The sequence below is a fragment of the Lactobacillus sp. ESL0785 genome, assembly GCF_029395455.1.
GTDB lineage: Bacteria > Bacillota > Bacilli > Lactobacillales > Lactobacillaceae > Lactobacillus.
This window is the reverse complement of the sequence record NZ_CP113916.1, coordinates 1203809-1230126: the sequence shown is the minus strand read 5'-3', so window position 1 is coordinate 1230126 and position 26318 is coordinate 1203809. Positions and strand designations below refer to the sequence as shown.

General features: G+C 40.4%; 15 protein-coding genes, 8 tRNA genes, 3 rRNA genes and 1 riboswitch. Of the genes, 23 read left to right on the top strand and 3 right to left on the bottom strand.

Annotation, left to right across the window (positions count from 1 at the left end):
* Positions 1-367 precede the first annotated feature (367 nt).
* The 17 genes from zwf (at position 368) to OZY43_RS05750 (ending at position 15681) form a co-directional block, all read left to right on the top strand.
* Entirely contained in the window at positions 368-1816 is a 1449-nt protein-coding gene (zwf, locus tag OZY43_RS05830) for a glucose-6-phosphate dehydrogenase (RefSeq protein WP_277164126.1), read from the top strand.
* Positions 1809-2945, top strand: coding sequence for a DNA polymerase IV (dinB, locus tag OZY43_RS05825; protein WP_348535289.1), 1137 nt, complete (start codon positions 1809-1811; stop codon positions 2943-2945). Before zwf ends, dinB begins: the two co-directional genes overlap by 8 nt.
* A 55-nt stretch (positions 2946-3000) precedes the next feature.
* Positions 3001-3957 (top strand): bifunctional oligoribonuclease/PAP phosphatase NrnA, encoded by a 957-nt coding sequence (locus tag OZY43_RS05820; protein ID WP_277164124.1) that lies wholly within the window; start codon positions 3001-3003, stop codon positions 3955-3957.
* Positions 3950-5311: a DEAD/DEAH box helicase gene (locus OZY43_RS05815; RefSeq protein WP_277164123.1), complete on the top strand. Its 1362-nt coding sequence runs from the start codon at positions 3950-3952 to the stop codon at positions 5309-5311. Before OZY43_RS05820 ends, OZY43_RS05815 begins: the two co-directional genes overlap by 8 nt.
* Before the next feature lie 173 nt (positions 5312-5484).
* Positions 5485-5997 (top strand): hypothetical protein, encoded by a 513-nt coding sequence (locus OZY43_RS05810; protein WP_277164122.1) that lies wholly within the window; start codon positions 5485-5487, stop codon positions 5995-5997.
* 443 nt (positions 5998-6440) lie between these two features.
* Positions 6441-8006 (top strand): 16S ribosomal RNA (locus OZY43_RS05805).
* Between the two features lie 138 nt (positions 8007-8144).
* A tRNA-Ile gene (locus OZY43_RS05800) sits at positions 8145-8218 on the top strand.
* A 41-nt stretch (positions 8219-8259) separates the two neighbouring features.
* A tRNA-Ala gene (locus OZY43_RS05795) sits at positions 8260-8332 on the top strand.
* Positions 8333-8459: 127 nt separating this feature from the next.
* A 23S ribosomal RNA gene (locus OZY43_RS05790) occupies positions 8460-11368 on the top strand.
* 82 nt (positions 11369-11450) lie between these two features.
* Positions 11451-11567: ribosomal RNA gene (rrf, locus tag OZY43_RS05785) — 5S ribosomal RNA — on the top strand.
* Together the 16S, 23S and 5S rRNA genes with 4 tRNA genes alongside form the textbook arrangement of a ribosomal RNA operon.
* 11 nt (positions 11568-11578) lie before the next feature.
* Positions 11579-11651, top strand: a tRNA-Asn gene (locus OZY43_RS05780).
* Positions 11652-11657: 6 nt separating this feature from the next.
* A tRNA-Ser gene (locus OZY43_RS05775) sits at positions 11658-11748 on the top strand.
* A 750-nt stretch (positions 11749-12498) separates the two neighbouring features.
* Positions 12499-12571 (top strand) — tRNA-Val (locus tag OZY43_RS05770).
* A gap of 137 nt (positions 12572-12708) precedes the next feature.
* A tRNA-Glu gene (locus OZY43_RS05765) sits at positions 12709-12780 on the top strand.
* Between the two features lie 4 nt (positions 12781-12784).
* A tRNA-Val gene (locus tag OZY43_RS05760) sits at positions 12785-12857 on the top strand.
* 65 nt (positions 12858-12922) lie between these two features.
* A riboswitch (SMK box riboswitch) is annotated at positions 12923-13009 on the top strand.
* Complete coding sequence (gene metK / locus OZY43_RS05755; RefSeq protein ID WP_277164121.1) at positions 13007-14206, top strand: methionine adenosyltransferase; 1200 nt, start codon at positions 13007-13009, stop codon at positions 14204-14206. (Overlaps the previous riboswitch by 3 nt.)
* 23 nt (positions 14207-14229) lie before the next feature.
* Positions 14230-15681 (top strand): MDR family MFS transporter, encoded by a 1452-nt coding sequence (locus OZY43_RS05750; RefSeq protein ID WP_277164120.1) that lies wholly within the window; start codon positions 14230-14232, stop codon positions 15679-15681.
* Positions 15682-15727: 46 nt separating this feature from the next.
* Here the strand turns inward: OZY43_RS05750 and OZY43_RS05745 are convergent, their stop codons facing one another.
* A complete protein-coding gene (locus OZY43_RS05745; RefSeq protein WP_277164119.1) occupies positions 15728-16366 on the bottom strand; it encodes a phosphatase PAP2 family protein in 639 nt (212 codons plus the stop codon).
* Between the two features lie 289 nt (positions 16367-16655).
* Here OZY43_RS05745 and leuS point away from each other — a divergent pair, with 289 nt between their 5' ends.
* Both leuS and OZY43_RS05735 read left to right on the top strand, forming a co-directional pair.
* Positions 16656-19070: a leucine--tRNA ligase gene (gene leuS / locus OZY43_RS05740; RefSeq protein ID WP_277164118.1), complete on the top strand. Its 2415-nt coding sequence runs from the start codon at positions 16656-16658 to the stop codon at positions 19068-19070.
* 97 nt (positions 19071-19167) lie between these two features.
* The gene (locus tag OZY43_RS05735; protein ID WP_277164117.1) at positions 19168-20811 is read left to right on the top strand and encodes a polysaccharide biosynthesis protein; all 1644 of its coding nucleotides are present in this window, start codon (positions 19168-19170) and stop codon (positions 20809-20811) included.
* Between the two features lie 121 nt (positions 20812-20932).
* Here OZY43_RS05735 and OZY43_RS05730 read toward each other — a convergent pair whose 3' ends face one another.
* On the bottom strand, positions 20933-21160 hold the full coding sequence (locus tag OZY43_RS05730; protein WP_277164116.1) for a PspC domain-containing protein: 228 nt from the start codon (positions 21158-21160) through the stop codon (positions 20933-20935).
* Between the two features lie 70 nt (positions 21161-21230).
* Positions 21231-21314, bottom strand: a tRNA-Leu gene (locus tag OZY43_RS05725).
* 158 nt (positions 21315-21472) lie between these two features.
* Here OZY43_RS05725 and OZY43_RS05720 point away from each other — a divergent pair.
* The 4 genes from OZY43_RS05720 to argS all read left to right on the top strand — a co-directional run bounded on the left by OZY43_RS05720 (position 21473) and on the right by argS (position 26213).
* On the top strand, positions 21473-22696 hold the full coding sequence (locus OZY43_RS05720; RefSeq protein ID WP_277166370.1) for a serine hydrolase: 1224 nt from the start codon (positions 21473-21475) through the stop codon (positions 22694-22696).
* 2 nt (positions 22697-22698) lie between these two features.
* Entirely contained in the window at positions 22699-23541 is an 843-nt protein-coding gene (locus OZY43_RS05715; RefSeq protein WP_277164115.1) for an NAD(P)H-hydrate dehydratase, read from the top strand.
* A gap of 63 nt (positions 23542-23604) precedes the next feature.
* A complete protein-coding gene (locus tag OZY43_RS05710; RefSeq protein ID WP_277164114.1) occupies positions 23605-24261 on the top strand; it encodes a L,D-transpeptidase in 657 nt (218 codons plus the stop codon).
* A 266-nt stretch (positions 24262-24527) separates the two neighbouring features.
* A complete protein-coding gene (argS, locus tag OZY43_RS05705; RefSeq protein WP_277164113.1) occupies positions 24528-26213 on the top strand; it encodes an arginine--tRNA ligase in 1686 nt (561 codons plus the stop codon).
* The last annotated feature ends 105 nt before the right edge of the window (positions 26214-26318 follow it).

Sequence of the window (26318 nt, the reverse complement as noted above, 5' to 3'; positions counted from 1 at the left end):
AAATTAAAGAAGTTCTTGCAATATGCGATGGGCTTCTTTTTTTGTTAACCGATAATATTTTCAGTAACTTGATTTTTATTAAAATGATGCCGTCTTTAAATGAGTGAGTGCTCACTTTTTATGAAAGAAAGCTGGAATAAAATTGGCGACAACAATTAAAATTAATGTGGTACAGGCCAGTGATTTTAACTGAATTTCTAATTAAGGGCTTAACACCGTAAAAATAATAATTCACCATCGTTTTTAATTAAGCTTTGGTGATTTTTCTTTGAAAATTATTGATCAGATTGTCTTAAAACTAATGTTTGGCTGCAAAATAGTATAAAATGGAATTAACTTAAGTTTGATTTTAGGAAAGGGACCCCTTATGAATAATATTCCAGTTGTAATGATTATTTTTGGCGGCAGCGGCGATTTGGCCCATCGTAAATTGTATCCAGCTTTGTTTAATTTATATGAGCAAGACCTAATTCATGATAATTTTGCAGTTATCGGTACGGCGCGGCGGCCATGGACCCACGAATATTTGCGTGAACAAGTAAGTGATGCAATTCATGAAACTCACCGTGAAGTTAGCGAAAACGATGTCCAGGATTTTGCCAGTCACTTTTATTATCAGTCTCATGATGTGACGAATGTTGAACATTATCAAGCGCTTAAAGAATTAGCGCAAAAACTTGATGATCGTTATAGTGCACAAGGTAATCGGATTTTTTACATGGCCATGGCGCCACGTTTCTTTGGCACGATTGCAACGCATATCAATGACCAGCATCTGACCAGTACTGGTTTTAATAGAATAGTAGTCGAGAAGCCATTTGGGCGTGACCTTGCCTCTGCCGAAAAGTTGAACAAGCAAATTACTGCTTCTTTTGCCGAAGACGATATTTTTCGAATCGATCATTACTTAGGTAAGGAAATGGTGCAGAATATTTTGCCATTGCGGTTTACCAACCCGCTGATTAAGAATGTCTGGAATAATGCTAATATTAAAAATATTCAGGTTACTTTAGCAGAACGGCTCGGCGTTGAGGCCCGCGGAGGGTATTATGAAACTTCTGGGGCTTTACGCGATATGGTGCAGAATCATATTTTTCAAATTATTACCTTGCTTGCCATGCCGGAGCCTAAGGATTTGCGCTCTGAAAGTATTCATCAGGCCAAGCAGGAATTGCTTGACAGTATTGTTATGCCAGATAAGGCAGCAATTGATAAGCATTTTGTTCGGGGACAATATTTAGGCAGCGACACGACATTTGGTTATAAGCAAGAGCCAAATGTTGCTGAAAATTCAACCACAGAAACATATGCAGCGGGCCAAATTAAATTCAAAAAGGGCCCCGTTGCTGGTGTACCGATTTACTTTAGAACGGGTAAAGAATTTAGAGAAAAGGAAAGCCGCATTGATATTGTCTTAAAGCACATGGCTAATCCTTATGGTCAGGCGCATTCCAACAACATTACGATTGTGATTGACCCACAAATGGAAATTTTCATTACAATCAATGGTAAAAAAATTTCAACAAGTGGCATTCGCCGTGAAAATCTGGATTACATTTTTGCCAAGTCTGAATTAGCCCAAGTGCCGGACGGTTATGAGCGTTTATTGCACGATGTGTTTATTAATGATTCAACTAATTTTACTCATTGGAGTGAATTGAAGAATTACTGGCAGTTCATTGACTTAATTGAGGCAGCTTGGCAGCAAGATAATAAAGCTGGGCAAAAACCAGAAGAATATTTACCATATCGGATGGGACCTAAAGCTGCTGATAAAATTTTTGAAACAGCAACTGAGCATTGGATTTATGACTAGTCCAAGTGATGATCTGCTGCCGCTTAATGATACTCACCGGCGCATTATCCATATTGATATGGATGCCTTCTATGCTTCAGTAGAAATGCGCGATCATCCGGAATTGAAAAATAAGGCGCTGATTATTGGCCAAGATGCCCGGAAAAATCATGGTCATGGTGTCGTGGCAACGGCAAATTACGTCGCTCGTAAATACGGTGTGCATTCAGCAATGCCGTCAATTAAGGCAATTAGGCTGGTACCAGCGGATAAATTGGTCTTTTTGCGGCCGGATTTTACTAAATACCGTGCAGTTTCGGCGGCAATCCACGAAATGATGCACGAAATTACGGATTCCGTGCAGTCGATTGCGCTTGATGAAGCTTATTTGGATGTAACTGAGAATAAGCTGGGTTCAACCTCGGCTGTTCAACTAGCGATTGACTTACAGATGCGGATTCGTAAGGAAGAAGGATTGAATTGTTCTTTTGGTGTCACTTATAATAAATTTTTGGCAAAAATGGGGTCAGAATATGCTAAGCCATTCGGTCGCACGGTTATTTTGCCTCTAGAGGCAAAAGCTTTTTTAGCAAAACAAAAAATTGAAAACTTTCATGGCATAGGTCCCAGAACGCAGGAACGTCTTCATCAGATGGGGATATATACTGGTAAGGAGCTGCAACAGATTCATGTGCGCGAGTTGATTAAGCATTTTAACCGTATGGGCTATTTGATGGCCGAACACGCTAATGGAATTGATTTGTCGCGGGTCATCCCTGATGATGAGCACAATCGTAAGTCGATTGGCATTGAACGGACTTATGAGCCGTGCCTTTTTGATGAGCAGACGGCATTAACTAATATTCGAAATTATGCTGCTAGTTTGGAAGGAAAGTTGCATAAGCGTAACTTTTTTGCTAATACAATTGTTTTAAAAATTCGCAATAATGATTTTGTGACTGTGACCAAACGACGAAAATTGCCGCATGCAACGCATAATGCAACGGAAATCTACCAAGCAGCCCGAGAACTGTTTGAACCGCTGGCTAGTAGTTTTCTTACTAATGGCATTCGACTCTTAGGAGTAACTGCAACCGATTTTTCTGAAGCTGATTTTGAGAATATAAATTTAGACTTGTTTTCAGATTAGCCAGTTTTTTTGGTAAACTAAAGATTAATATTAATAAAGATTGAAGGAGTAAATTATGAGTACTTTTGCAGAAATATACCGAAAAATCGAACAATATTCAACAATTATTCTGCATCGACATACTAGTCCAGATCCTGATGCCTTAGGATCCCAGGCTGGACTCGCCCGCTCGCTGAAACTAAAATTCCCTGAAAAACGGATTTTGTGTGCTGGTGAAAATGATGAAGGTGATCTTATTTGGATTAATAAGATGGACAAGGTAACCGCGGCAGATTATCGCGGTGCCCTTGTAATTACGACAGATACTGCTAATACTGCTCGGATTGCCAATGATTTATATCGTCATGGTAATTTGTTGATTAAAATCGACCATCACCCTGATGTTGAGCCGTATGCTGATATGAGTTATGTGGATGACCAAGCACCGGCAGCATCGCAAATTATTGCCGACTTCTTAATTGAAGAAAACTTGCCGTTAACTCCAGCAGTTGCATATCCGTTATATGCAGGAATTATCGGCGATACGGGGCGCTTTATGTATCCTGAAACTACGGCTCATACTTTTAATATTGTTGCTAAATTAGCAGCAACTGGAATTAATATTACGGAAATTGCTCGCAATATTAGTGACGTTACTTTTGTTCAGGCAAAATTGCAGGCAGAAGTTTTGGATTATATGAAAGTAGATCCATGTGGAGCTGCTTATGCAGTTTTATCTAAGGATGCATTAGCTAAATTGGGAGTTGATTCCAATCAAGCGTCCTGTACAGTGGCAACGCCAGGCAGAATTAAAGATATTATTGCGTGGAATGTCTTTGTGGAAAAGCCGGATGGTACTTACAGAGTACACTATCGTTCAAAGGGGCCAGTTATTAATGAGTTGGCTGCTAAGCATGATGGTGGTGGTCATGCATTGGCTAGTGGTGCTAATGCCCAAGATCTAGCAGAAGTTAAGCAAATTTTTGCAGAATTGGTTCAAGTAACTAAGGAATATCAGAAAAAACATGAATAATATTTTTAAAGACACCAAGATTAAACCAGAATTACAAGTTGGGCTAGAAAAAATCAATTTTACTAAGCCAACTAAGGTGCAGGAAGCAGTTATTCCTGTTTTATTAGCACATAAAAATGCTGTTGTTCAGGCAGTTACTGGTTCAGGGAAGACGCATGCCTTTTTAGTACCAGTATTAAATGCCATTGATCCAGAAGTAGCTTATACGCAAGCAATTATCACGGCGCCTAGTCGTGAACTATCAGAGCAACTATATCAAGTGGCACGTGAGTTGCGGGATGCAGCAAGCTTGCCGATTTCGATTGCTCATTTAGCTGGTGGGACAGACCGGGAGCGCCAATTAAAGAAGATTGCTAATAATAGACCACAATTGGTAGTTGCAACGCCAGGACGACTGCATGATTTTGTGCAAAAGAAATTATTGTTCTTAGATTATGTTAAAGATTTTATTATTGATGAAGCTGATATGACACTAGATATGGGCTTTTTAACTGATATTGATTTTATTGCGCAAAGAATGCCTCAGGAAATTTTATTTGCAGCATTTTCGGCAACAATTCCGGTTCAATTGCAGAATTTTTTACGTAAATATATGGCTAAACCTGAGCAAATTGTGATTGATAATCCGGCAGTAATTTCGCCAACGGTTAAAAATGATTTGATTGATATTGGTGCTAAAAGTCGCAAGAAAATCTTGTATCAGTTGCTGACAATGGGGCAGCCTTATTTGGCACTTGTTTTTGCCAACACCAAGCAGACAGTTGATAAATTAACAGAATATTTGCAAGAGCAAGGGCTAAAAGTAGCTAAAATTCATGGTGGAATTACTGAGCGTGAACGTAAGCGTGCCCTGCGCGAAGTGGAAGCAGGCCAATTTCAGTACGTTGTTGCGACCGATTTGGCAGCGCGCGGACTTGATATTGATGGTGTCAGTTTAGTAATTAACTATGAAATTCCGCGGGATTTAGATTTTGTGATTCACCGAATTGGTCGAACTGGCCGTAATGGTTTATCAGGTCATGCTGTTACCTTGATTCGTGAGGAAGAAATGAAACGGATTGCTGGCCTGGAAAAGTTAGGAGTTCATTTTGACTTTGTAGAAATGAAAAATGGTGAATTAGTTCCCCGTAAGCACTATCACCGACGGGATCGCCGTCAAGCGACTAATCATCAAGTTGATAATCACTTGAATGGCTTGGTTAAAAAGGCAAAGAAAAAACGTAAACCGGGTTATAAAAAGAAGATTAAGCAGGCAATTCAAAAGGATAAAGCACAAAAACGTAAAATTGAGCAGCGTCATGAACTACGCAAGGCAAAGCGCCAACGTAAAAAACGACGTGATGATGCTCGTTAATTAAGGGCAAGACAATATTGGTCTTGCTTTTTTTGTGGCAAAAACAGTACTTTTGAAACTAAATTTCTTGGTATAAACAGAAATAAATCGCTTTATTTTTTTGATTAAAAGTATTGCGTGTTAGCGCTTTTATTGATATATTTATTGTATTATAACTTAAGGAGGACAAGAACATGGCAATACCATGCTCAGAGAGGGTTTTGAAGAGCACCTTAACTAAAAATATCCGCAGTCAATTTACAGTGATTGAATTTTGTAAAGAAGCACAAATTAAGCGCGGGATGTTTTATAATCATTATCAAAATATGTCGGATTTGCTTTTATCAGTTGTAGTTTTACAATTAAAACGTTCACTGCGAAGTTTTCGCGGTGAAACAATGCGCCAGATGTTTTATCGAGTGCTAATCAAGATTCAGGAAAACAAAATTTTTTATATCAATATGCTTTTAATAGCGAAAGAACCGCGGCAATTTTGTATGGTTTTAACAAAAGAATTGGCTTTAGCAATTGAGAATTACATGCGGCCGCGGGGAGCTTTTTCAGTTAGAAAAATTAATTTGGTAGCTATCGGTGTGTATTCAATTATCTATAATTGGGTCGTTCAAGAATGTGTAAGTGATGTTCGCGATATTTATCAATCAATTAATTTGTTACTGCAAAATATTGAACAAGTACCGAAAAATTAGGCTTTTTATAGAATGCTAGAAATAGTATTCTATTTTTTTGCAAAAAAAGCTTGCAAAAGAGAGAGTAAGTTGGTAGTATTAATAACTGTCGTCGGGCAAGAGAGCGGAAAGCAAAGGAGCCTGAAGGCGAAAGAAATATCAAGCTAAGCAGTTGACAAAGAGTGAAAGGTTTAGTAAGATAATAAACGCTGTTGAGTGAAGCGAGAATTCATCAAGAGCGTTGCAGAAGAAAGTTCTTGACAAAAGAAATTGCTTCTGTTAAAATAAAAAAGCGCTGGTGCAGCTAATGCATCAGCGGGTAGTACCTTGAAAACTGAACAATGTTTTCGCAAAAAGTGTGCGGGTGTAAGAACCCAAAACAAAAAAGCGAAGTCAATTTCGCAAGCAAATAAATCCGAGATGCAAATCTTGGAACGAATGAGCAAACATTCAAACAAACATTTAAAAATGAGAGTTTGATCCTGGCTCAGGACGAACGCTGGCGGCGTGCCTAATACATGCAAGTCGAGCGAGCAATTTTAACAGAATACCTTCGGGTAGGAAGATAAAAGCGCGAGCGGCGGATGGGTGAGTAACACGTGGGTAACCTGCCCTCTAGATTGGGATACCATTTGGAAACAGATGCTAATACCGAATAAGAAGTAAGATCGCAGATCTAGCTATGAAAGGCGGCTTTCGAGCTGTCACTAGAGGATGGACCCGCGGTGCATTAGCTAGTTGGTAAGGTAATGGCTTACCAAGGCGATGATGCATAGCCGAGTTGAGAGACTGAACGGCCACATTGGGACTGAGACACGGCCCAAACTCCTACGGGAGGCAGCAGTAGGGAATCTTCCACAATGGACGCAAGTCTGATGGAGCAACGCCGCGTGAGTGAAGAAGGTTTTCGGATCGTAAAGCTCTGTTGTTGGTGAAGAAGGATAGATAGAGTAACTGTTATCTATTTGACGGTAATCAACCAGAAAGTCACGGCTAACTACGTGCCAGCAGCCGCGGTAATACGTAGGTGGCAAGCGTTGTCCGGATTTATTGGGCGTAAAGCGAACGCAGGCGGGAAGACAAGTCAGATGTGAAAGCCCTCGGCTCAACCGGGGAATTGCATCTGAAACTGCCTTTCTTGAGTGCAGAAGAGGAGAGTGGAACTCCATGTGTAGGGTGGAATGCGTAGATATATGGAAGAACACCAGTGGCGAAGGCGGCTCTCTGGTCTGTAACTGACGCTGAGGTTCGAAAGCATGGGTAGCGAACAGGATTAGATACCCTGGTAGTCCATGCCGTAAACGATGAGTGCTAAGTGTTGGGAGGTTTCCGCCTCTCAGTGCTGCAGCTAACGCATTAAGCACTCCGCCTGGGGAGTACGACCGCAAGGTTAAAACTCAAAGGAATTGACGGGGGCCCGCACAAGCGGTGGAGCATGTGGTTTAATTCGAAGCAACGCGAAGAACCTTACCAGGTCTTGACATCTAGTGCAATTCATAGAGATATGAAGTTCTCTTCGGAGACACTAAGACAGGTGGTGCATGGCTGTCGTCAGCTCGTGTCGTGAGATGTTGGGTTAAGTCCCGCAACGAGCGCAACCCTTATTATTAGTTGCCAGCATTAAGTTGGGCACTCTAATGAGACTGCCGGTGACAAACCGGAGGAAGGTGGGGACGACGTCAAGTCATCATGCCCCTTATGACCTGGGCTACACACGTGCTACAATGGTTAGTACAACGAGGAGCGAACCTGTGAAGGCAAGCGAATCTCTTAAAGCTAATCTCAGTTCGGATTGCACTCTGCAACTCGAGTGCATGAAGCTGGAATCGCTAGTAATCGCGGATCAGAACGCCGCGGTGAATACGTTCCCGGGCCTTGTACACACCGCCCGTCACACCATGAGAGTCTGTAATACCCAAAGCCGGTAGGATAACCCTTCGGGGAGTCAGCCGTCTAAGGTAGGACAGATGATTAGGGTGAAGTCGTAACAAGGTAGCCGTAGGAGAACCTGCGGCTGGATCACCTCCTTTCTAAGGAAGAGCGAATAGGTGGAGAGTAGAGATACTAGAGGAAGCCTAGGAGCAACGGAAGCACACGAAAGGCGCGAACATTGTTTAGTTTTGAGGGTAGTACCTCAAAAAGAGAAAAGAAACAGATACGCAAGAGACGGGCCTATAGCTCAGCTGGTTAGAGCGCACGCCTGATAAGCGTGAGGTCGATGGTTCAAGTCCATTTAGGCCCATTGACATCAGAGTTATTTGACTGTCGAAGAGAAGAGTATTTGGGGGCTTAGCTCAGATGGGAGAGCACCTGCTTTGCACGCAGGAGGTCATCGGTTCGATCCCGTTAGCCTCCATTGGATCGTAACAGATCCATATGGTTAGTACATTGAAAACTGAATATAATCCAAGAAAAAAACCGAGACACAATCATTGAAGAAAAGAAACAGATTGCAAGAGCGACCGAGAGAGTATCTTGAGTAAGGTCAAGAAAAGAAGGGCGCACGGTGAATGCCTAGGCACAATAAGGCGAAGAAGGACGTGACAAACAGCGAAATGCTTCGGGGAGCGGTAAGTACGCAGAGATCCGGAGGTATCCGAATGGGGGAACCCAGTATGAGAGATCATATTACTAGCTGATGAATAGATAGTCAGTTAGGGCAAGACGCAGTGAACTGAAACATCTAAGTAGCTGCAGGAAGAGAAAGAAAAATCGATTTCCCTAGTAGCGGCGAGCGAAGAGGAAAGAGCCCAAACCAGTTGATTTATCAATTGGGGTTGTAGGACTGCAAGAAGGTAGTACAGGAGATAGCAGAATTATCTGGGAAGATAAGCCAGAGAGGGTGAGAGCCCCGTAAGCGAAATTGAAAGTACGCTGAGCAGAATCCTGAGTAGGCCGGAACACGAGGAATTCCGGTTGAAGCAGCGAGGACCATCTCGCAAGGCTAAATACTAAATTGTGACCGATAGTGAACCAGTACCGTGAGGGAAAGGTGAAAAGAACCCCGGAAGGGGAGTGAAAGAGAACCTGAAACCGTGTGCCTACAAGTAGTCAGAGCCCATTAAAGGGTGATGGCGTGCCTTTTGTAGAATGAACCGGCGAGTTACGTTAACTAGCGAGGTTAAGTCAGAAAAGACGGAGCCGTAGCGAAAGCGAGTCTGAATAGGGCGAGATAGAAGTTGATGTAGACCCGAAACCAAGTGACCTACCCATGGCCAGGTTGAAGGTGCGGTAAAACGCACTGGAGGACCGAACCCACGTAAGTTAAAAATTGCGGGGATGAGCTGTGGGTAGCGGTGAAATTCCAAACGAACTTGGAGATAGCTGGTTCTCTCCGAAATAGCTTTAGGGCTAGCCTGGTGCGAGGATGATAATGGAGGTAGAGCTCTGTTTGGACGAAGGGCCCGTCAGGGGTTACTGAATTCAGATAAACTGCGAATTCCAGATATCAAAGCACTGGAGTCAGACTGCGAGTGATAAGATCCGTAGTCGAAAGGGAAACAGCCCAGATCACCAGTTAAGGTCCCAAAATCTATGCTAAGTGGAAAAGGATGTGGAGTTGCGTAGACAACTAGGATGTTGGCTTAGAAGCAGCCATCATTAAAAGAGTGCGTAATAGCTCACTAGTCGAGTGACGCTGCGCCGAAAATTTACCGGGGCTAAGCATAGTACCGAAACTGTGGATGTGTAGTAATACACGTGGTAGGAGAGCGTTCTAAATGCGGTGAAGGCTAATCGAGAGGATAGTTGGAGCGTTTAGAAGTGAGAATGCCGGTATGAGTAGCGCAAGATAGGTGAGAATCCTATCCGCCGAAAGACTAAGGTTTCCTGGGGCAGGCTCGTCCGCCCAGGGTAAGTCGGGACCTAAGGTAAGGCCGAAAGGCGTAGCCGATGGACAACAGGTAGAGATTCCTGTACTGCGTTAGATCGTTAAAAACGAAGGAGGGACGCAGGAGGCAAAGAACGCATGGCGCTGGAAGCCATGTTCAAGCGATAAGTGAGAGAGTGAGTTAAATGCTTGCTTTTAATAATCATGAGTCGTGATGAGGAGCGAAATTAAAGTAGCGAAGGTTTGGAAGTCACACTGCCAAGAAAAGCTTCTAGTGAGAGCTAACGTACCCGTACCGCAAACCGACACAGGTAGTCGAGTGGAGAACACTAAGGTGAGCGAGAGAACTCTCGTTAAGGAACTCGGCAAAATCGCCCCGTAACTTCGGAAGAAGGGGTGCTGGTGTAAGAGCCAGCCGCAGTGAATAGGCCCAAACAACTGTTTATCAAAAACACAGGTATCTGCAAAGTCGTAAGACGACGTATAGGTGCTGACACCTGCCCGGTGCTGGAAGGTTAAGGAGAGAGCTTAGTCGTAAGACGAAGGTTCGAACTGAAGCCCCAGTAAACGGCGGCCGTAACTATAACGGTCCTAAGGTAGCGAAATTCCTTGTCGGGTAAGTTCCGACCTGCACGAAAGGTGTAATGATTTGGGCACTGTCTCAACGAGAGACTCGGTGAAATTATAATACCCGTGAAGATGCGGGTTACCCGCGACAGGACGGAAAGACCCCATGGAGCTTTACTGCAATTTGATATTGAGTAGCTGTTAAACATGTACAGGATAGGTAGGAGCCAGAGAAGATAGGACGCTAGTCTTATCAGAGGCAATGTTGGGATACTACCTTGTTTGATGGCTGCTCTAACTAATATCTCTAAGCGAGATATAGGACAGTGTCAGATGGACAGTTTGACTGGGGCGGTCGCCTCCTAAAGAGTAACGGAGGCGCCCAAAGGTTCCCTCAGAATGGTTGGAAATCATTCACAGAGTGTAAAGGTATAAGGGAGCTTGACTGCGAGAGAGACAACTCGAGCAGGGACGAAAGTCGGGCTTAGTGATCTGGTGGTACCGCATGGAAGGGCCATCACTCAACGGATAAAAGCTACCCTGGGGATAACAGGCTTATCTCCCCCAAGAGTTCACATCGACGGGGAGGTTTGGCACCTCGATGTCGGCTCGTCGCATCCTGGGGCTGAAGTAGGTCCCAAGGGTTGGGCTGTTCGCCCATTAAAGCGGCACGCGAGCTGGGTTCAGAACGTCGTGAGACAGTTCGGTCCCTATCCGTCGTGGGCGTTGGAAATTTGAGAGGAGCTGTCCTTAGTACGAGAGGACCGGGATGGACATACCGCTGGTGTACCAGTTGTCTTGCCAAAGGCATAGCTGGGTAGCTAAGTATGGCAGGGATAAGCGCTGAAAGCATCTAAGTGCGAAGCCCCCCTCAAGATGAGATTTCCCATACGAAAGTAGTAAGACACCTCAAAGACTAAGAGGTAGATAGGCTAGGAGTGGAAGAGTCGTGAGACTTGGAGCGGACTAGTACTAATCAGTCGAGGACTTGACCAGAGCTTGAGCAATCTGGGATTGTAAGTAAGTTTTTTTAAGAGATTATATTTAGTTTTGAGTGTAAGAACTCAAACAGAAAAAGTACGGTGGCAATAGCAAGAAGGAAACACCTGTAACCATGCCGAACACAGCAGTTAAGCTTCTTCACGCCGAGAGTAGTTGGTGGGAGACTGCCTGCGAGGGTAGGACGCTGCTGTGCTTTTTTAATATTCCGGCTTAGCTCAGTTGGTAGAGCGCTTGACTGTTAATCAAGATGTCGTCAGTTCGAGTCTGACAGCCGGAGTATTTTGGAGCGTTGTCCGAGTGGCTTAAGGAGCATGATTGGAAATCATGTATACGGGTTTAATCCTGTATCGAGAGTTCAAATCTCTCACGCTCCGTCAATTTCATGAATAATGTTGAAAACACCGCTAATAATATTAGCGGTGTTTTTGTATTTAATATAAAAATAATTAGAGTTTATTTACAATAATTATTAGGTAGTAATTTTTGATGCAATTTAAGTTGTACGTTGCTAATGATCAAAATCTTACTATTAGTTAAAAAGTTTGTTAGTACATTATTTATAATAACTATTCCTGCAAAGATAATTTAGACATTATCGTGAATGATCTGTTTATCAAATCTAAGCTCACTTTGATGACAGTAGAATGGCTAGTTATGTAAGAAAATTGACTGTAGACCAATTAAACATACTATTAATAATTTTGTTAATATTTAGAAGTTTATAGTATTGTAAAAATTATCATCAATTTGTCTGACATCCATAAGCAACATGTTTATTTTATTAAAATCAGCAAAGAGTCGCATTTCTAAGTCAATTATTGCTTCTTGGTCAATAATTTTTGGTTGATTAATTTTGCAAGCAATTTTCTTACTATGAATTAAGCGGTTTTCAGATTTACTATTTGCTTCATTACATGGCTTACGGCTTAGCATCGGTACATAATTGAAGTGATGAATTATTTTAATTTAGCTTTTCAATATTTATCTATTCATTTTATTGAACTAGGATTTAGTATTAATGGATAAAAAAATCTAATAATTTGAAAAAAATTATCAAAAAAAGATAGACAAATCTAAAGCCTTTTGCTATAGTATTAAGAGTAGTCATGAGATGACAGTGACCTGGAGGATTAGCTCAGCTGGGAGAGCATCTGCCTTACAAGCAGGAGGTCACAGGTTCGAGCCCTGTATCCTCCATAAATAATGGTGGTGTATCAAGTTACACCGCCATTATTTATGGAATTAATTAAATATTATTTTCCCAATTTAAGAAGGAATTCTTGCATTTTTGATAGTGCTTAGTATACTATTAATTGTGTTTTGATTCAGGCTATGACCCGTTGGTCAAGTGGTTAAGACATCGCCCTTTCACGGCGGTAACATGGGTTCAAATCCCGTACGGGTCACTTTGGAGGATTAGCTCAGCTGGGAGAGCATCTGCCTTACAAGCAGGAGGTCACAGGTTCGAGCCCTGTATCCTCCATCGTTCTAAGACTACCGAATCTACGGTAGTCTTTTTTTATACAGTAGAACGAATAATATAATATTTATCGGTTCAAGTCCTGAGAGGATCCACTGAGTAGTGGAGATGCCTTGTAACCGAATAGCTGTTGTCTATACAGGGGGACTATTATGGAAAAACGTTTATTTACCTCAGAATCTGTTTCTGAAGGTCATCCGGATAAAATCGCTGATCAAATTTCTGATGCGATTTTAGATGCAATTATTGCTAAGGACCCAACGGCACATGTTGCTTGCGAAACGATTGTTACCACTGGTATTGTGTATGTTTTTGGTGAGATTTCAACTAGTGCTTATGTTGATATTCAGTCAATTGTCCGTAAAACTGTTTTACGAATTGGCTATGACAAGCCCGAACTTGGGTTTGATGGCAATAATTGCGCTGTTTTAGTTGATATTGATGAACAATCACCTGATATTGCTGAAGGTGTTGATCATTCTCTTGAAACAAGAGAAGACAATTCTGATGAGGATGATTTAGATCAAATTGGTGCTGGTGACCAAGGATTAATGTTTGGCTTTGCAATTAAGGAAACACCAGAATTAATGCCGCTACCAATTTCGCTAGCACATCGTTTAATGCAGCAAGTTGCGCAATTGCGTAAAGATGGGACGTTGCCTTGGTTGCGTCCAGATTCTAAAGCGCAAGTTACGGTCGAATATGATGAGCAAGATAAACCTAAGCGGGTTGACACAGTGGTTATTTCAACTCAGACTGATGATCAAGTAACTAATGAAGAAATTCGCCAAGCAATGATTGAATTAGTTATCAAAAAAGTCATTCCAGCTCAATATTTGGATGCTCAAACTAAGTTCTTGATTAATCCATCTGGGCGTTTTGTTATTGGTGGTCCTAAAGGTGATTCTGGCTTAACTGGGCGCAAGATTATTGTTGATACTTATGGTGGTTATGCGCGTCATGGTGGCGGCGCTTTTTCTGGTAAGGATCCGACAAAAGTTGATCGTAGTGCCAGTTATGTCGCACGTTATGTTGCCAAAAACATTGTAGCTACAGGTTTAGCTTACCGCTGTGAGGTTCAACTTGCCTATGCGATTGGGGTAGCTCATCCGGTATCAGTTATGATAGATACCGCGGGAACCGGCAAGGTTAGTGATGAGTTATTAACTAAAGCAGTTCGGGCAATTTTCGATTTGCGGCCGGCAGGTATTATCAAAATGCTTGATTTGCAACGGCCAATTTATGAGCAGACAGCTGCTTATGGTCATTTTGGACGCACAGATATTGATTTACCATGGGAAAAAACTGATAAAGTTCAAGTATTACGAGATTTTGTTAACAAAAATAAATAATTTAATTTAAAGGAGGAGTAATTATGAAAAAAACAAACGTATCCATTGTTACGCTTGCGATTTTTATGACAACTTTTATGACTGCGATTGAAGGAACAATTGTTTCAACAGCAATGCCAACCATTGTTTCTGACTTGAATGGGTTAGAAATTATGAACTGGGTTGTCTCAATTTTCTTATTTATGACAGCTGTATCAACTCCTTTATACGGAAAACTGGCGGACAGCATTGGCCGTAAGCCAGTTTTTTTATTTGGAATTGCGTTGTTCGTCATTGGATCGGCACTCTGTGGTCAGGCTCATAACATGCTAGAGTTAATTTTGTTCCGTGTGATTCAGGGACTTGGTTCTGGTGCTGTTCAGCCAGTAGCAATGACGATTATTGCTGATTTATATACGTTGAAAAAGCGAACTAAAATGCTGGGACTTAATTCTGGCTTTTGGGGTGTAGCCTCGGTTATTGCTCCACTTTTAGGTGGCTTTATCGTACAAAATTTGTCGTGGCACTGGGTCTTTTATATTAATGTCCCAATTGGTTTGGTTGCTTTTTTACTAGTGATCTTCTTTCTGCATGAATCAAAAACCAAAACAAGCAGTAAATTAGATATTAAGGGTACCTGTTGGTTAATAGTCTTATTGTTATCGCTCATGTATGTTTTGCAAGAATTAGGCTCATTAAATTGGCTATTAACAGCTTTACTATTGCTTTTAATTATTGTTAGTGCAATTGCCTTTTATCATGTTGAAAGGAACGCAGAAGACCCAATAATGCCTCTGTCAATGTTGAAAGGTAAGGAGTTCTTAGCTGTCAATTTGATTACTCTGTTTATTGCAGGAGTTGTAATTGGCTTTGAGTTTTACATTCCAACCTGGATGCAGGGAATTAAGGGCACTAGTGCAACAGTAGCTGGTTTTGCGGTTACGCCAAGCTCGGTAATGTGGGTTGTTGGTTCGTTCTTAATCGGTGGGTTACTAAGTCGTTTTGGTGTTAAAAAGACTTTCTTTGGGATGCTGACAGTTTTAATTGTGGCTGACTGCTTCTTATTAATTGTGCCACTGCATACACCATTTTGGGTTTTCTGTTTGATTGCGACAATGAATGGTTTTGCTTTTGGTGCGATTTTAACGGCATCACAAGTGCGTTCACAGATCTTGGTAGCACCAGAAAATGTTGGGGTTGCAACTTCATTTAATACTTTAATGCGTTATTTAGGACAGACAATGATGGTATCAATTTATGGGATTACTTTTAATACAATTGTTGCCCAGCAGCTTGCTAAACACCCACAGCTGACACAGGGAATGATGAATAAAATTGTTTCTTCGGTTAAAGCTAAAGAACTAGCTGCTAACTTAGTGCCGCAATTGCGTCAAGTTTTGTTTAGTGCATTGAAAGGTGTCTATGTTGTTTCAATGGTTGCAATTGTTATTTCACTATTGATTAACTTTAGTTATCAAAGACGTCAAAAAAATTAGACTATTAAAAAAGCTGCTTATTAAAGCAGCTTTTTTTAATGCAATGTTATTCTTTTAAATAATAATGATACAGAATGGAATAGCCAATTAGAACAAAGGTAATTCCTTCTAAAAAGCCTCCAAGCACATCTGATGGATAATGCACGTGGGTAAAAATCCGAGTATAGCCAATTAATAATGGAAAACAAGTCCAAACAATACAAAGAATGGTTTTAACCGCTTTGTTTTTAATTAATAAAATTGTCAGCACGATTAAGATTCCAAATAATGTAGCACTACCAACTGAGTGTCCCGAAGGGAAACTATAGCCGTGAGCTGCAACCAAATGATGTACGTATGGTCTGTGACGTGCAATTGCGTGCTTAATGATCCAATTATAACCGTTAGCAGCAATCATTGTGCCAGCTGTAAACAGCGCGTAGGCATATTTTTTACAAATTACTAAAATCATAAATAAAATGATGGTTTCAACGACAATGACACTTGTGTTACCTAAATTCGTAAACGTAGTCGCAAATTTGACATTAGCTGGATTAGTATTGCAAATGAGCCCAATTATTGCTTGATCGAATTGATGAATGATTTGTTGGCCTGACGAAACTAAGAGTGCCCAGACTGCATAAAGAACCAAAAAAATGGTTGCCGGCACAATTGTGTCCTTTTCGACATGTGTTGTATTGTTCAAATGTTTTTCTCCCCTTGTTTTTTTTAGCATTTGTGGTAAATTATAATCATTATTGATAAAAAAATAAAGGTCAGGAACTAGTAGCAGTTCTATTTTTTCTTAGAGAAAAGCCGGTGGGTGCAAGGCTAAAAAAATAAATTGTGAACTGAGCCTGTAAAAAGCCTTTCGTTGTGCTAGCCGCGTTAAGGAGCGTTCAAGGGTCACGTCTGATGACGTGAAACTTAGGTGGTACCGCGATTATTCGTCCTATGATTAGTTTCATAGGACTTTTTTTATGAGGTGAGGATAGATGTACAATCACAAAGTCGTCGAAAAAAAATGGCAAGATTATTGGGCCAAAAATGATACTTTTAAAACGGGCAATGATCCGAAAAAGAAAAATTATTATGTAATGGATATGTTCCCGTTCCCGTCAGGTAAAGGACTGCATGTTGGTCATCCAGAAGGCTATACAGCAACTGATATTACTGCAAGAATGAAGCGGGCACAGGGCTATAACGTTTTATACCCAATGGGTTGGGATGCTTTTGGTCTGCCAACAGAGCAATATGCGTTAAAGACGGGTAAGGATCCGGCTATTGTTACTAAAGAAAATATTGCTACTTTTAAAGAGCAATTGCATAAGCTTGGCTTTTCATATGATTGGAACCGGGAAATTGCTACCTGTGATCCGAAGTATTACAAGTGGACACAATGGACTTTTGAGCAGATGTATAAGCATGGACTTGCTTATGAAGCCGAAGTTCCAGTTAATTGGTCACCGGATTTGGGCACAGTTGTTGCTAATGAGGATATTGTTGATGGTAAGACTGAGCGGGGCGGCTTTCCAATTTATCGCCGCAATATGAAGCAATGGATGCTCAAGATTACAGCTTATGCTGATCGACTTCTTGCTGGTTTGGACAAGCTTGATTGGCCAGAAAACGTTAAGGAAATGCAACGTAATTGGATTGGTCGTTCAGTTGGTGCCCAAGTTACTTTCAAGATTAAGAATTCTGATAAGACCTTCGATATTTTTACAACTCGCCCTGATACCTTGTTTGGTGCTAGTTATGCTGTGTTAGCCCCAGAAAATAAGTTGGTTGAAGAGATTACAACAGCTGAACACAAGGCTGAAGTTGATGCTTATGTTAAGGAAATTGAATCTAAGTCTGATTTGGAAAGAACTGACTTGAATAAGCATAAGACTGGTGCCTTCACGGGTGCTTATGCAATTAATCCTGTTAATAATGAAGAAATTCCTATTTGGATTTCCGACTATGTGTTAGCAACTTATGGTACAGGTGCTGTCATGGCTGTGCCGGCACATGATGACCGTGATTATGAATTTGCTCAAAAATTCAACTTACCAATTAAGGCTGTAATTAAGGGTGGCGACATTACTAAGGCAGCTTATACCGGTGATGGTGTTCACTTTGATTCAGAATTTTTAAATGGTTTAAAGATTGACGATGCCAAAAAGAAAATAGTTGCTTGGCTTGAAGAACACCATGTTGGTCAAAAGAAAGTCAATTACAAGTTACGTGATTGGGAATTCAGTCGGCAACGTTATTGGGGTGAACCAATTCCTGTTATTCATTGGGAGGATGGCGAAACAACTTTAGTTCCAGAAGATCAATTGCCATTAGTTTTGCCGCATGCAACAGATATTAAGCCATCTGGTACGCCTGAAAGTCCGCTTGTTAACTTGACAGATTGGGTTAACGTGGTTGACGAAAATGGCCGCAAAGGTAAACGCGAGACCAACACAATGCCTAACTGGGCCGGTTCATCATGGTACTTTGTCCGTTACGTTGATCCACATAATGACCAAAAACTTGCTGATTATGACTTGCTTAAAAAGTGGCTGCCAGTTGATTTGTACATTGGTGGGGCAGAACACGCAGTTCGGCACTTACTTTATGCTCGCTTCTGGAACATGGTTTTATACGATTTGGGTGTTGTGCCAAATGAAGAGCCATTCCAACGGCTGTATAACCAAGGTTTGATTTTAAAGAATCACGAGAAGATGTCCAAGTCAAAGGGCAACGTTGTTAATCCAGACGATGTCATTGATGAATATGGTGCAGATAGTTTGCGGATGTACGAAATGTTCATGGGTCCCCTTGATGCATCAATTGACTGGGATGATAATGGTCCTGCCTCAACTAAGAAATTCTTGGATCGGGTTTGGCGTTTATTTGTCAATGATCTGGACTTGAAGCCAATTCCACAAGAAAATATCGTTTCAGAAAATGATGGGACGTTAGATAAAGTTTATGCAGAAACAGTTAAGAAGGTCACTGAAGACTTTGAGGCATTGCACTTCAATACGGCCATTTCACAAATGATGGTCTTTGTTAATGCTGCACAAAAGGCCAAGACAATTCCACGAGAATATGCGGAAGGCTTCATTACCTTAATGGCACCAGTTGCACCACATATGATGGAAGAGATCTGGCAAGTTATGGGTCACGACCAATCAGTTACCTTTGCCAAATGGCCTACTTATGATCCAGACAAGTTGGTTGAATCAACAGTCGAGATTATGGTTCAGGTAAATGGTAAATTACGCGGTAACTTCAAGGCTGCTAAGGATACTGCTAAAGATAACTTGGAAAAACAAGCTTTGGCTTTACCGCATGTGCAAAAGTTCTTGGCTAATAAAGATGTTAAGAAAGTAATTGTTGTGCCGAACAAGATTGTGAATATTGTTGCCAAATAAATTTTAATTTTTCCTAAAATGGTTGATTATTTTGTTGAGAATAACAGGATTTACTTGCAGAATAGGATAGTTAGTACACTAGATTTAGGGAAAATTAATGAGAGAAAATAATTTGAAAGAACAAAACACGCAGGATACCTTTATTAAAGGTAGTGCGTGGATGACTTTTGGTTCAATTACATCACGGATTCTAGGTGCATTGTACATTATTCCGTGGTTTATCTGGATGCAGCCGTATGGTAATATTGCTAATGCCTTAACGGCGCGTAGTTATAATATTTATAGTATTTTTATTTTGATTTCTACTGCAGGAATTCCCGGTGCTGTTGCTAAGCAGGTCGCAAAGTATAACGCGTTAAACGAATACGGTATTGGTCGGAAACTATTTCGCAAGGGTCTGCTGTTAATGGTTATTTTAGGGATTGTTTCAGCGGCAATTATGTATTTTGCTTCACCTCTGTTGGCTTCAAATGGCTCGCGTAGCGATCCCAGACAAGTTGCAGTAATGCGAAGTTTGTCATATGCAATTTTAATTATTCCTATTCTTAGCATCATGCGGGGCTATTTTCAAGGTTATGCAGATATGATGCCGTCAGCAATGTCACAATTCATGGAGCAATTAGCTCGGGTTATCTGGATGCTGCTTACGGCTTACGTTATTATGCAGGTACAGCATGGTTCTTTTGTTGATGCCGTAGTGCAATCTAACTTGGCAGCAGCGATTGGTGCTGTTTTCGGAATTGTTGTTTTAGCATGGTTTTTACTGTCACGGCGTAAGAAACTGAATAATTTGGTTGCCAATTCCAATAATGAAATTGAAGTTTCAACTATGGGGCTTTTTGGTGAAATTATTGCTCAAGCGATTCCATTCATTATCATTGATGCCGGAATTCAATTGTTTTATTTGGTTGATCAGTATACGTTTCACCCAATGATTGCCAGTTTATTACAGGTTAAATATAATACGATTGAAACTTGGTATGCTTTGTTTGCTCTTAATGCTAATAAGCTAATTATGATCATTGTGTCACTTGCTAGTGCGATGGCAGTGACGGCAATTCCGCTGTTGTCTGCTGCACATGCTAGACATGATTTTCAGGGAATTGCTAAGCAGATTGGCAATACTTTAGATTTGTTTTTGTTTGTGATGATTCCGGCAGCATTTGGAATGGCGGCAATTGCCACACCGATATATACTATCTTTTATGGTTTTGACAAATTAGGGTCAGATGTTTTGTATCTGTCATCTTTTACAGCGATTAGTTTAGGTTTGTTCACGGTTTTAATGGCTATTTTGCAAGGTTTATCAGAAAATGGCTTGGCAATTAAATACCTAATTTTGGGCTTAATAATTAAAATAGTTGTGCAATATCCAATGATTTACCTGTTCAAAATTTATGGGCCGCTGATTGCGACTAATTTAGGGATGCTGGCAATTATTTTTCTATCACTTAAGCATCTACAGGTTAATTATAATTTTAATAGTGGGCGGACAAGTCGACGTTTTATTGGGATTACTGCATTTTCAATAATGATGTTTATCATTGTTCTAGCAGTTGAAAAATGCTTGGAAATATTCTTAAATCCAGCGGGAAGATGGCAGGCACTAATTATTGTTGCTGTTGCTGTCATAGTTGGCGGCATGTTCTATGTCTTTGTGGCAATTAAGTCTAATTTGGCCCAAAAGATTTTGGGTGACAAAATTGTCCCAATATTACGAAAATTACATCTGCAGTCATAGAAAAAGACATTATCACTTTTAATGTGATAATGCCTTTTTTGACTGTAAAATAATTTTAAGATTATTTTATGTGCCCCTGCCAAGGAACTTTATTGTAGCAATTGTAGTTGTTAAATGCAATTTAACGCCGATGAAATTCACCGTCTATTATATGATCGTGATTATGACTGTTAGAATTAGGCATAGCAAATGCAGCAATGATATACAGGAGCAATCCCCAACCAGTGAAGCAAGCAATGGCACCACCGCAAATTCTGGTCCAAGCTTTGTCCCAGTTGAAGTATTCAGCAATCCCGCCGAAAACACCAGCAATAATTTTGTATTGAGATTTTGTTAAACGCTTCTGCATTAGATGGTCCTCCTTTAAAGTTGCCGTTAACAAAAAAAGCTGATCATTATGATCAGCTTTTTGTTTTATATGCCCCGAAAAAGATTCGAACTTTCACTTAGTTGCCTAAACAGCGACCTGAACGCTGCGCGTCTGCCAATTCCGCCATCGGGGCGTAAATATTTTTAATCCAGTAATAATAATACCAAAAATTTGGTAAAATGTAAGCATAAAACGCAAATTAATTAAAAAATTTCGGATAAAGGAGAATTTATGACTTTCAAGCGTAAGTTTAATAAGTTAATTGTTGCTCTACTAGCGGCATTACTGCTAATGGTGCCAACGCAAGTTGAGGCAGCTAATGTGCCTAATAATTATCATAATGAGCAATTGAAGTTGAAGGTTAAGTCAGCGCTGGCAATTGATAGCAAGACTGGACAGCTTTTGTATGGAAAAAATATTAATCAACCTTTGCCAATTGCATCGATGACTAAATTAGTAACAGTTTATTTGACTTTAGCAGCTATTAAACAGGGCAAAATTTCGTGGCAAACGTTAGTTAAGCCAACACCCGCGATTGTCAAAGTAGCTAATAACAAAGATTTTTCCAATGTGCCCTTACATTTAAATCATGCGTACACAATTAAGCAACTCTATCAGGCAACTTTGATTGAGTCAGCTAATGGTGCTGCAATGCTGCTAGGCCAAGCTGTCAGTGGCACGCAAACGGCTTTTATCAAAAAAATGCGTGAGCAGCTACGTAAATGGGGGATTGAAGATGCGCAAATTTATACTGCATGTGGTCTGCCAAATAAGAGCATAGGCACTGCTGCATATCCTGGAATTACTGGTAATGCTGAAAACGAATTATCAGCTAAGGATATGGCAATTGTTGGGCAGCACATATTGGCTGCTTTTCCGCAGGTGATCAAAACAACGCGGCTTGCCCAGCTGGATTTTAGTGATAACAATGTTAAAACGCCGATGAGCAATTTTAACTGGATGCTTAAAGGCTTGCCGCAATATGATTCACATTTGCAAGTTGACGGTTTAAAAACGGGGACTACTGATGCTGCTGGAGCCTGTTTTATTGCTACAGCTAAGCATCAAGGCACCCGAATTATTACTGTTGTAATGGGTGCGCGGCACCGGGATGGCAATGATCCGTCGCGGTTTATTGAAACTAAAAAATTACTTAAATATGTATACGCTAATTATCATCCGATTATTTTTAATCAAAATGGGGTAATTACTGGTTTAACAAGTTTGCGGGTTAATAATGGTCAGGCACGCCAAATTAATATTGGTATGAAAGACAAGAGTTCGGTTTGGGCTCCTACTGGTGGCCAAAAGTTGCAGGTCAAATTGGCCAATTCACAAATTGATGCGCCAGTAACAGCTGGACAAACAGTGACTAAGTATATGTTTAAGTCAGGAGGAAGTAAACTAATTTCTTTGAACCAACCTAACGGTTTACAGCTGCCAGCTAAGGCACTGCAGTCAACAGGTAAGGTTAATTTTTTGATTCGTTTCTGGCGTTGGCTGTTTGGAGGTTAAAAATGGTTGCAATTACGGCAGATATTTTAACAACAGTGATTAAAAAGCGGCGTAGTAATACTCATAAAGGCAATTACGGTCGCGTATTATTAATTGGCGGCAGTGAAAATTATGGTGGTGCGATCATTATGGCTGCTGAGGGAGCTCTAAATAGTGGCGCAGGCTTAGTTGCGGTTGCGACACATTCGCTTAACGCCGCAGCATTACATGCTCGGGATCCAGAAATAATGTATGTTGACTGGCGCGACCGTAATTTACCAGTTTTAATTAAAAAAATGGATGTTGTTGTCTGTGGTCCTGGTTTAGGGTTAAGCCCATTTGCTTCAAAAATTATGCATTTGCTCTGCTCAAATCTGACGGAAAAACAAACTTTAGTGCTAGATGCCAGTAGTTTAGATCTAATTGCTCAAGATTATAATTTAATTCCGCAACTGGCAGGTAAAATCATTTTAACCCCCCACCAGATGGAATGGCAGCGGGTCAGTCAGATTAAAATTCCTTTTCAAGCTGATAGTGCGAATATCGCCACACTCAATAGACTTTTTCCGCGGCAAAATGCGGTGTTGGTGTTGAAATCTAACCATACGCATATTTATGATGGGCAGGGACAGATTTTTGTGAATCCATTAGGCAATCCCGGAATGGCAACTGGTGGTACGGGTGATACTCTTGCAGGAATTATTGGAGGCCTCGTTGCTCAATTCGGTAACAATCTTGATGTGATTTTGGCTGCAGTTTATTTGCATTCATTAGCTGGTGATCAGATTGCTCAAACTGATTATGTGGTAAGGCCAACTAAGCTTAGTGCACTTTTGCCACAAATAATGCGCAAATTTGCTAATTAAATTTCACAGCTGCACCCCTCTTTGTTGTAAAATAAGATTATCAATTAGGGAGAATTATTGAGGATGAAAAAAAGTCTGTTAAAGCCACTAACGTTTTGCTTTGTGATATTAATTTGTGTAATTAGTTTAGCGCGGCTTTCAATGCCTAATGTCGGTGCACCTTCATCAAAGCCTAAACAGCAGGAAGTTAAAACAACGGCAGTTAAGAAGAAAACAGCAGCTTCTTTTAGACCGTATCAGGATCCAGCTGATCTGCGGCAGCCACTAGATTGGCATCAATCTAGTGAATATAAGTCGTATCCTAAAATTAAGCGGCTTGAAAATGATATTACGATTCGGGTTTCACTTAAGGGCAATCGGGTTTATATTTTGCGTGATAATCGGCGGATTTATACGATGTTAGCTAGTGGGGGGCTTTTTAAAAAGGGTAAATCACTTACACCAACTGGCTCATTTAAAATTCAGGATAGTCGTGGTGATTCCTTCTATAATCCTAATTTAAATGAGGGTGCGAATAATTGGACCAGTTGGGATCCGAATAATGTATATTTATTTCATTCAGTACCCACAAAAGATGATGGGCAGTATAACGTCAAAGAAGCCAAAAAATTGGGAAAGACCCAAGGTTCACACGGTTGTATTCGTCTGAGTATCGCTGACTCACATTGGTTGCTAAAAAATATTAAGGTTGGTACCAAGGTAATTATTAAAGATAATTAATTGAAAAATGTTGGCGCGGTTCTTTTTTCCTGCTATAATTGGGATTTGAAGATGTTAGAAGTAGTAACCATTTTTTCTAGTTAAGCGAGTCTGCGGTTGGTGTGAGGCAGGTTAGGAAGATGGCTGAAGGCGTGTCTAACTAATAATTTAGTAAACTTAATAAGCGGATACTTTGTATCAATTAGAGTGGTACCGCGGGTAAAAACTCGTCTCTTCTTGCCAGTAGGGCAGGAAGGGGCTTTTTTATTAGATAAGTGAGGTTAAGGATGAATTTTAAGAATGAAGTTGTTGAGCTGCTTGCACCGCAAGTAGACTTACCTAAAGAAAAAATTGCAGCGTTAATTGAGCGTCCGAAAAATGAAAAAATGGGTGATTATGCTTTTCCTGCTTTTGCATTAGCTAAAACGATGCATAAAAATCCAGCTGAAATTGCTAAAGAAATTGCGTCACAACTTAGCAGTGCGGATTTTGCAGGTATTCAAGCAGTTGGCCCATATGTCAATTTTGCCATCAATCATGAAAAGTTGATTAACCAGACTTTGACTGAAGTTTTGGCCGAAAAAGAACATTATGGTGACCAAAAGTTAGGTGAGGGTAATGTTCCAATTGATATGTCTAGTCCTAACATTGCTAAACCGATGTCCATGGGACATTTGCGCTCAACAGTTATTGGTAATTCAATTTCAGAAACCTTAAAGAAAGTTGGCTATACACCAATTAAGATTAATTTCTTGGGTGATTATGGAACACAGTTTGGGAAATTAATCGCGGCTTACAAGCATTGGGGAGTTGAAGAAGACGTTAAAAAAGACCCTATCATGAATTTATTCAAATATTACGTTAAGTTCCATAAGGAAGCTGAAGAACATCCTGAGCTTGATGAAGAAGGCCGTGCTTGGTTCAAGAAGCTTGAAGATGGTGATCCTGAAGCAGTTAAGTTGTGGCAATGGTTCCGTGAGGTTTCATTAACTGACTTTAAGCGTATTTATAAGGAATTAGGTGTTACCTTTGATTCATATAAGGGTGAAGCGTTCTTTAATGATAAGATGCAACCAGTAATTGATGAGTTGCGGGAAAAAGGCATCTTGCACGAATCCCGTGGAGCTCAAGTTGTCGACATGGGTGAAGATGAAAATCCAGCGATGATTATCAAGTCAGATGGTACTAGTGTGTATTTGACACGTGACTTAGCTGCTGCAATTTATCGAATGAAGACATACAATTTTGTCAAAATGCTTTACGTTGTTGGGAATGAGCAGGCACAGCACTTTGTCGAATTAAAGGGTGTTCTGAAGAAAATGGGCTATAACTGGGCAGATACAATTAATCATGTACCATTTGGCTTGATTACTCAAAATGGTAAGAAATTGTCAACTCGTAAAGGAAATGTTGTTTTCTTAGATCAAGTATTAAAAGATGCCGTTTCATTAGCGCAAAAACAGATTGAAAATAAGAATCCTGATTTGGCTAATAAGAAACAAGTTGCTCATGATGTTGGTGTCGGTGCCGTTATTTTTCATGATCTAAAGAATGATCGGACAGATAATTTTGATTTTAACTTGGACGAAGTTGTCCGGTTTGAAGGTGAAACAGGCCCGTATGTACAATATACTAACGCACGGGCTCAAAGCGTTTTGCGTAAAGCTGCTAAATTAAATCAAGCACCTGACTTAACTAATCTGAACTTGAGTGATGATTGGTCCTTTAGTGTGGCTAAAGCCTTAGCTGATTTCCCACGAATTATTGCACGTAGTAGCGAAAAATTTGAGCCGTCAATTATTGCTAAGTATGCACTAGATTTGGCTAAGAAATTTAATAAGTATTATGCCAATATTAAGATTTTGACCAATGATGAGCAAATCAATGCGCGACTTGCACTAGTTGAAGCAACTTCAATTGTTTTGACAGAATCGCTTAGATTATTGGGTGTAAATGCTCCTAAAGAAATGTAAAGTAAGATAAATATTTTAAAACAGCGCTTACATAAAATAAAAGATTGTTCAATGATTAATTATTACGGTACAATATCTATGTAAGTTTTTATAGGAGGTATTTTA

Coding starts and splice junctions, on each gene's coding strand:
- zwf (WP_277164126.1), top strand. CDS start 368: ATGAATAATATTCCAGTTGTAATGATTATTTTTGGCGGCAGCGGCGAT.
- OZY43_RS05715 (WP_277164115.1), top strand. CDS start 22,699: ATGGTTGCAATTACGGCAGATATTTTAACAACAGTGATTAAAAAGCGG.
- OZY43_RS05750 (WP_277164120.1), top strand. CDS start 14,230: ATGAAAAAAACAAACGTATCCATTGTTACGCTTGCGATTTTTATGACA.
- OZY43_RS05710 (WP_277164114.1), top strand. CDS start 23,605: ATGAAAAAAAGTCTGTTAAAGCCACTAACGTTTTGCTTTGTGATATTA.
- metK (WP_277164121.1), top strand. CDS start 13,007: ATGGAAAAACGTTTATTTACCTCAGAATCTGTTTCTGAAGGTCATCCG.
- OZY43_RS05735 (WP_277164117.1), top strand. CDS start 19,168: ATGAGAGAAAATAATTTGAAAGAACAAAACACGCAGGATACCTTTATT.
- argS (WP_277164113.1), top strand. CDS start 24,528: ATGAATTTTAAGAATGAAGTTGTTGAGCTGCTTGCACCGCAAGTAGAC.
- leuS (WP_277164118.1), top strand. CDS start 16,656: ATGTACAATCACAAAGTCGTCGAAAAAAAATGGCAAGATTATTGGGCC.
- OZY43_RS05815 (WP_277164123.1), top strand. CDS start 3,950: ATGAATAATATTTTTAAAGACACCAAGATTAAACCAGAATTACAAGTT.
- OZY43_RS05820 (WP_277164124.1), top strand. CDS start 3,001: ATGAGTACTTTTGCAGAAATATACCGAAAAATCGAACAATATTCAACA.
- OZY43_RS05810 (WP_277164122.1), top strand. CDS start 5,485: ATGGCAATACCATGCTCAGAGAGGGTTTTGAAGAGCACCTTAACTAAA.
- OZY43_RS05720 (WP_277166370.1), top strand. CDS start 21,473: ATGGTGCCAACGCAAGTTGAGGCAGCTAATGTGCCTAATAATTATCAT.
- dinB (WP_348535289.1), top strand. CDS start 1,809: ATGACTAGTCCAAGTGATGATCTGCTGCCGCTTAATGATACTCACCGG.
- OZY43_RS05730 (WP_277164116.1), bottom strand. CDS start 21,160: ATGCAGAAGCGTTTAACAAAATCTCAATACAAAATTATTGCTGGTGTT.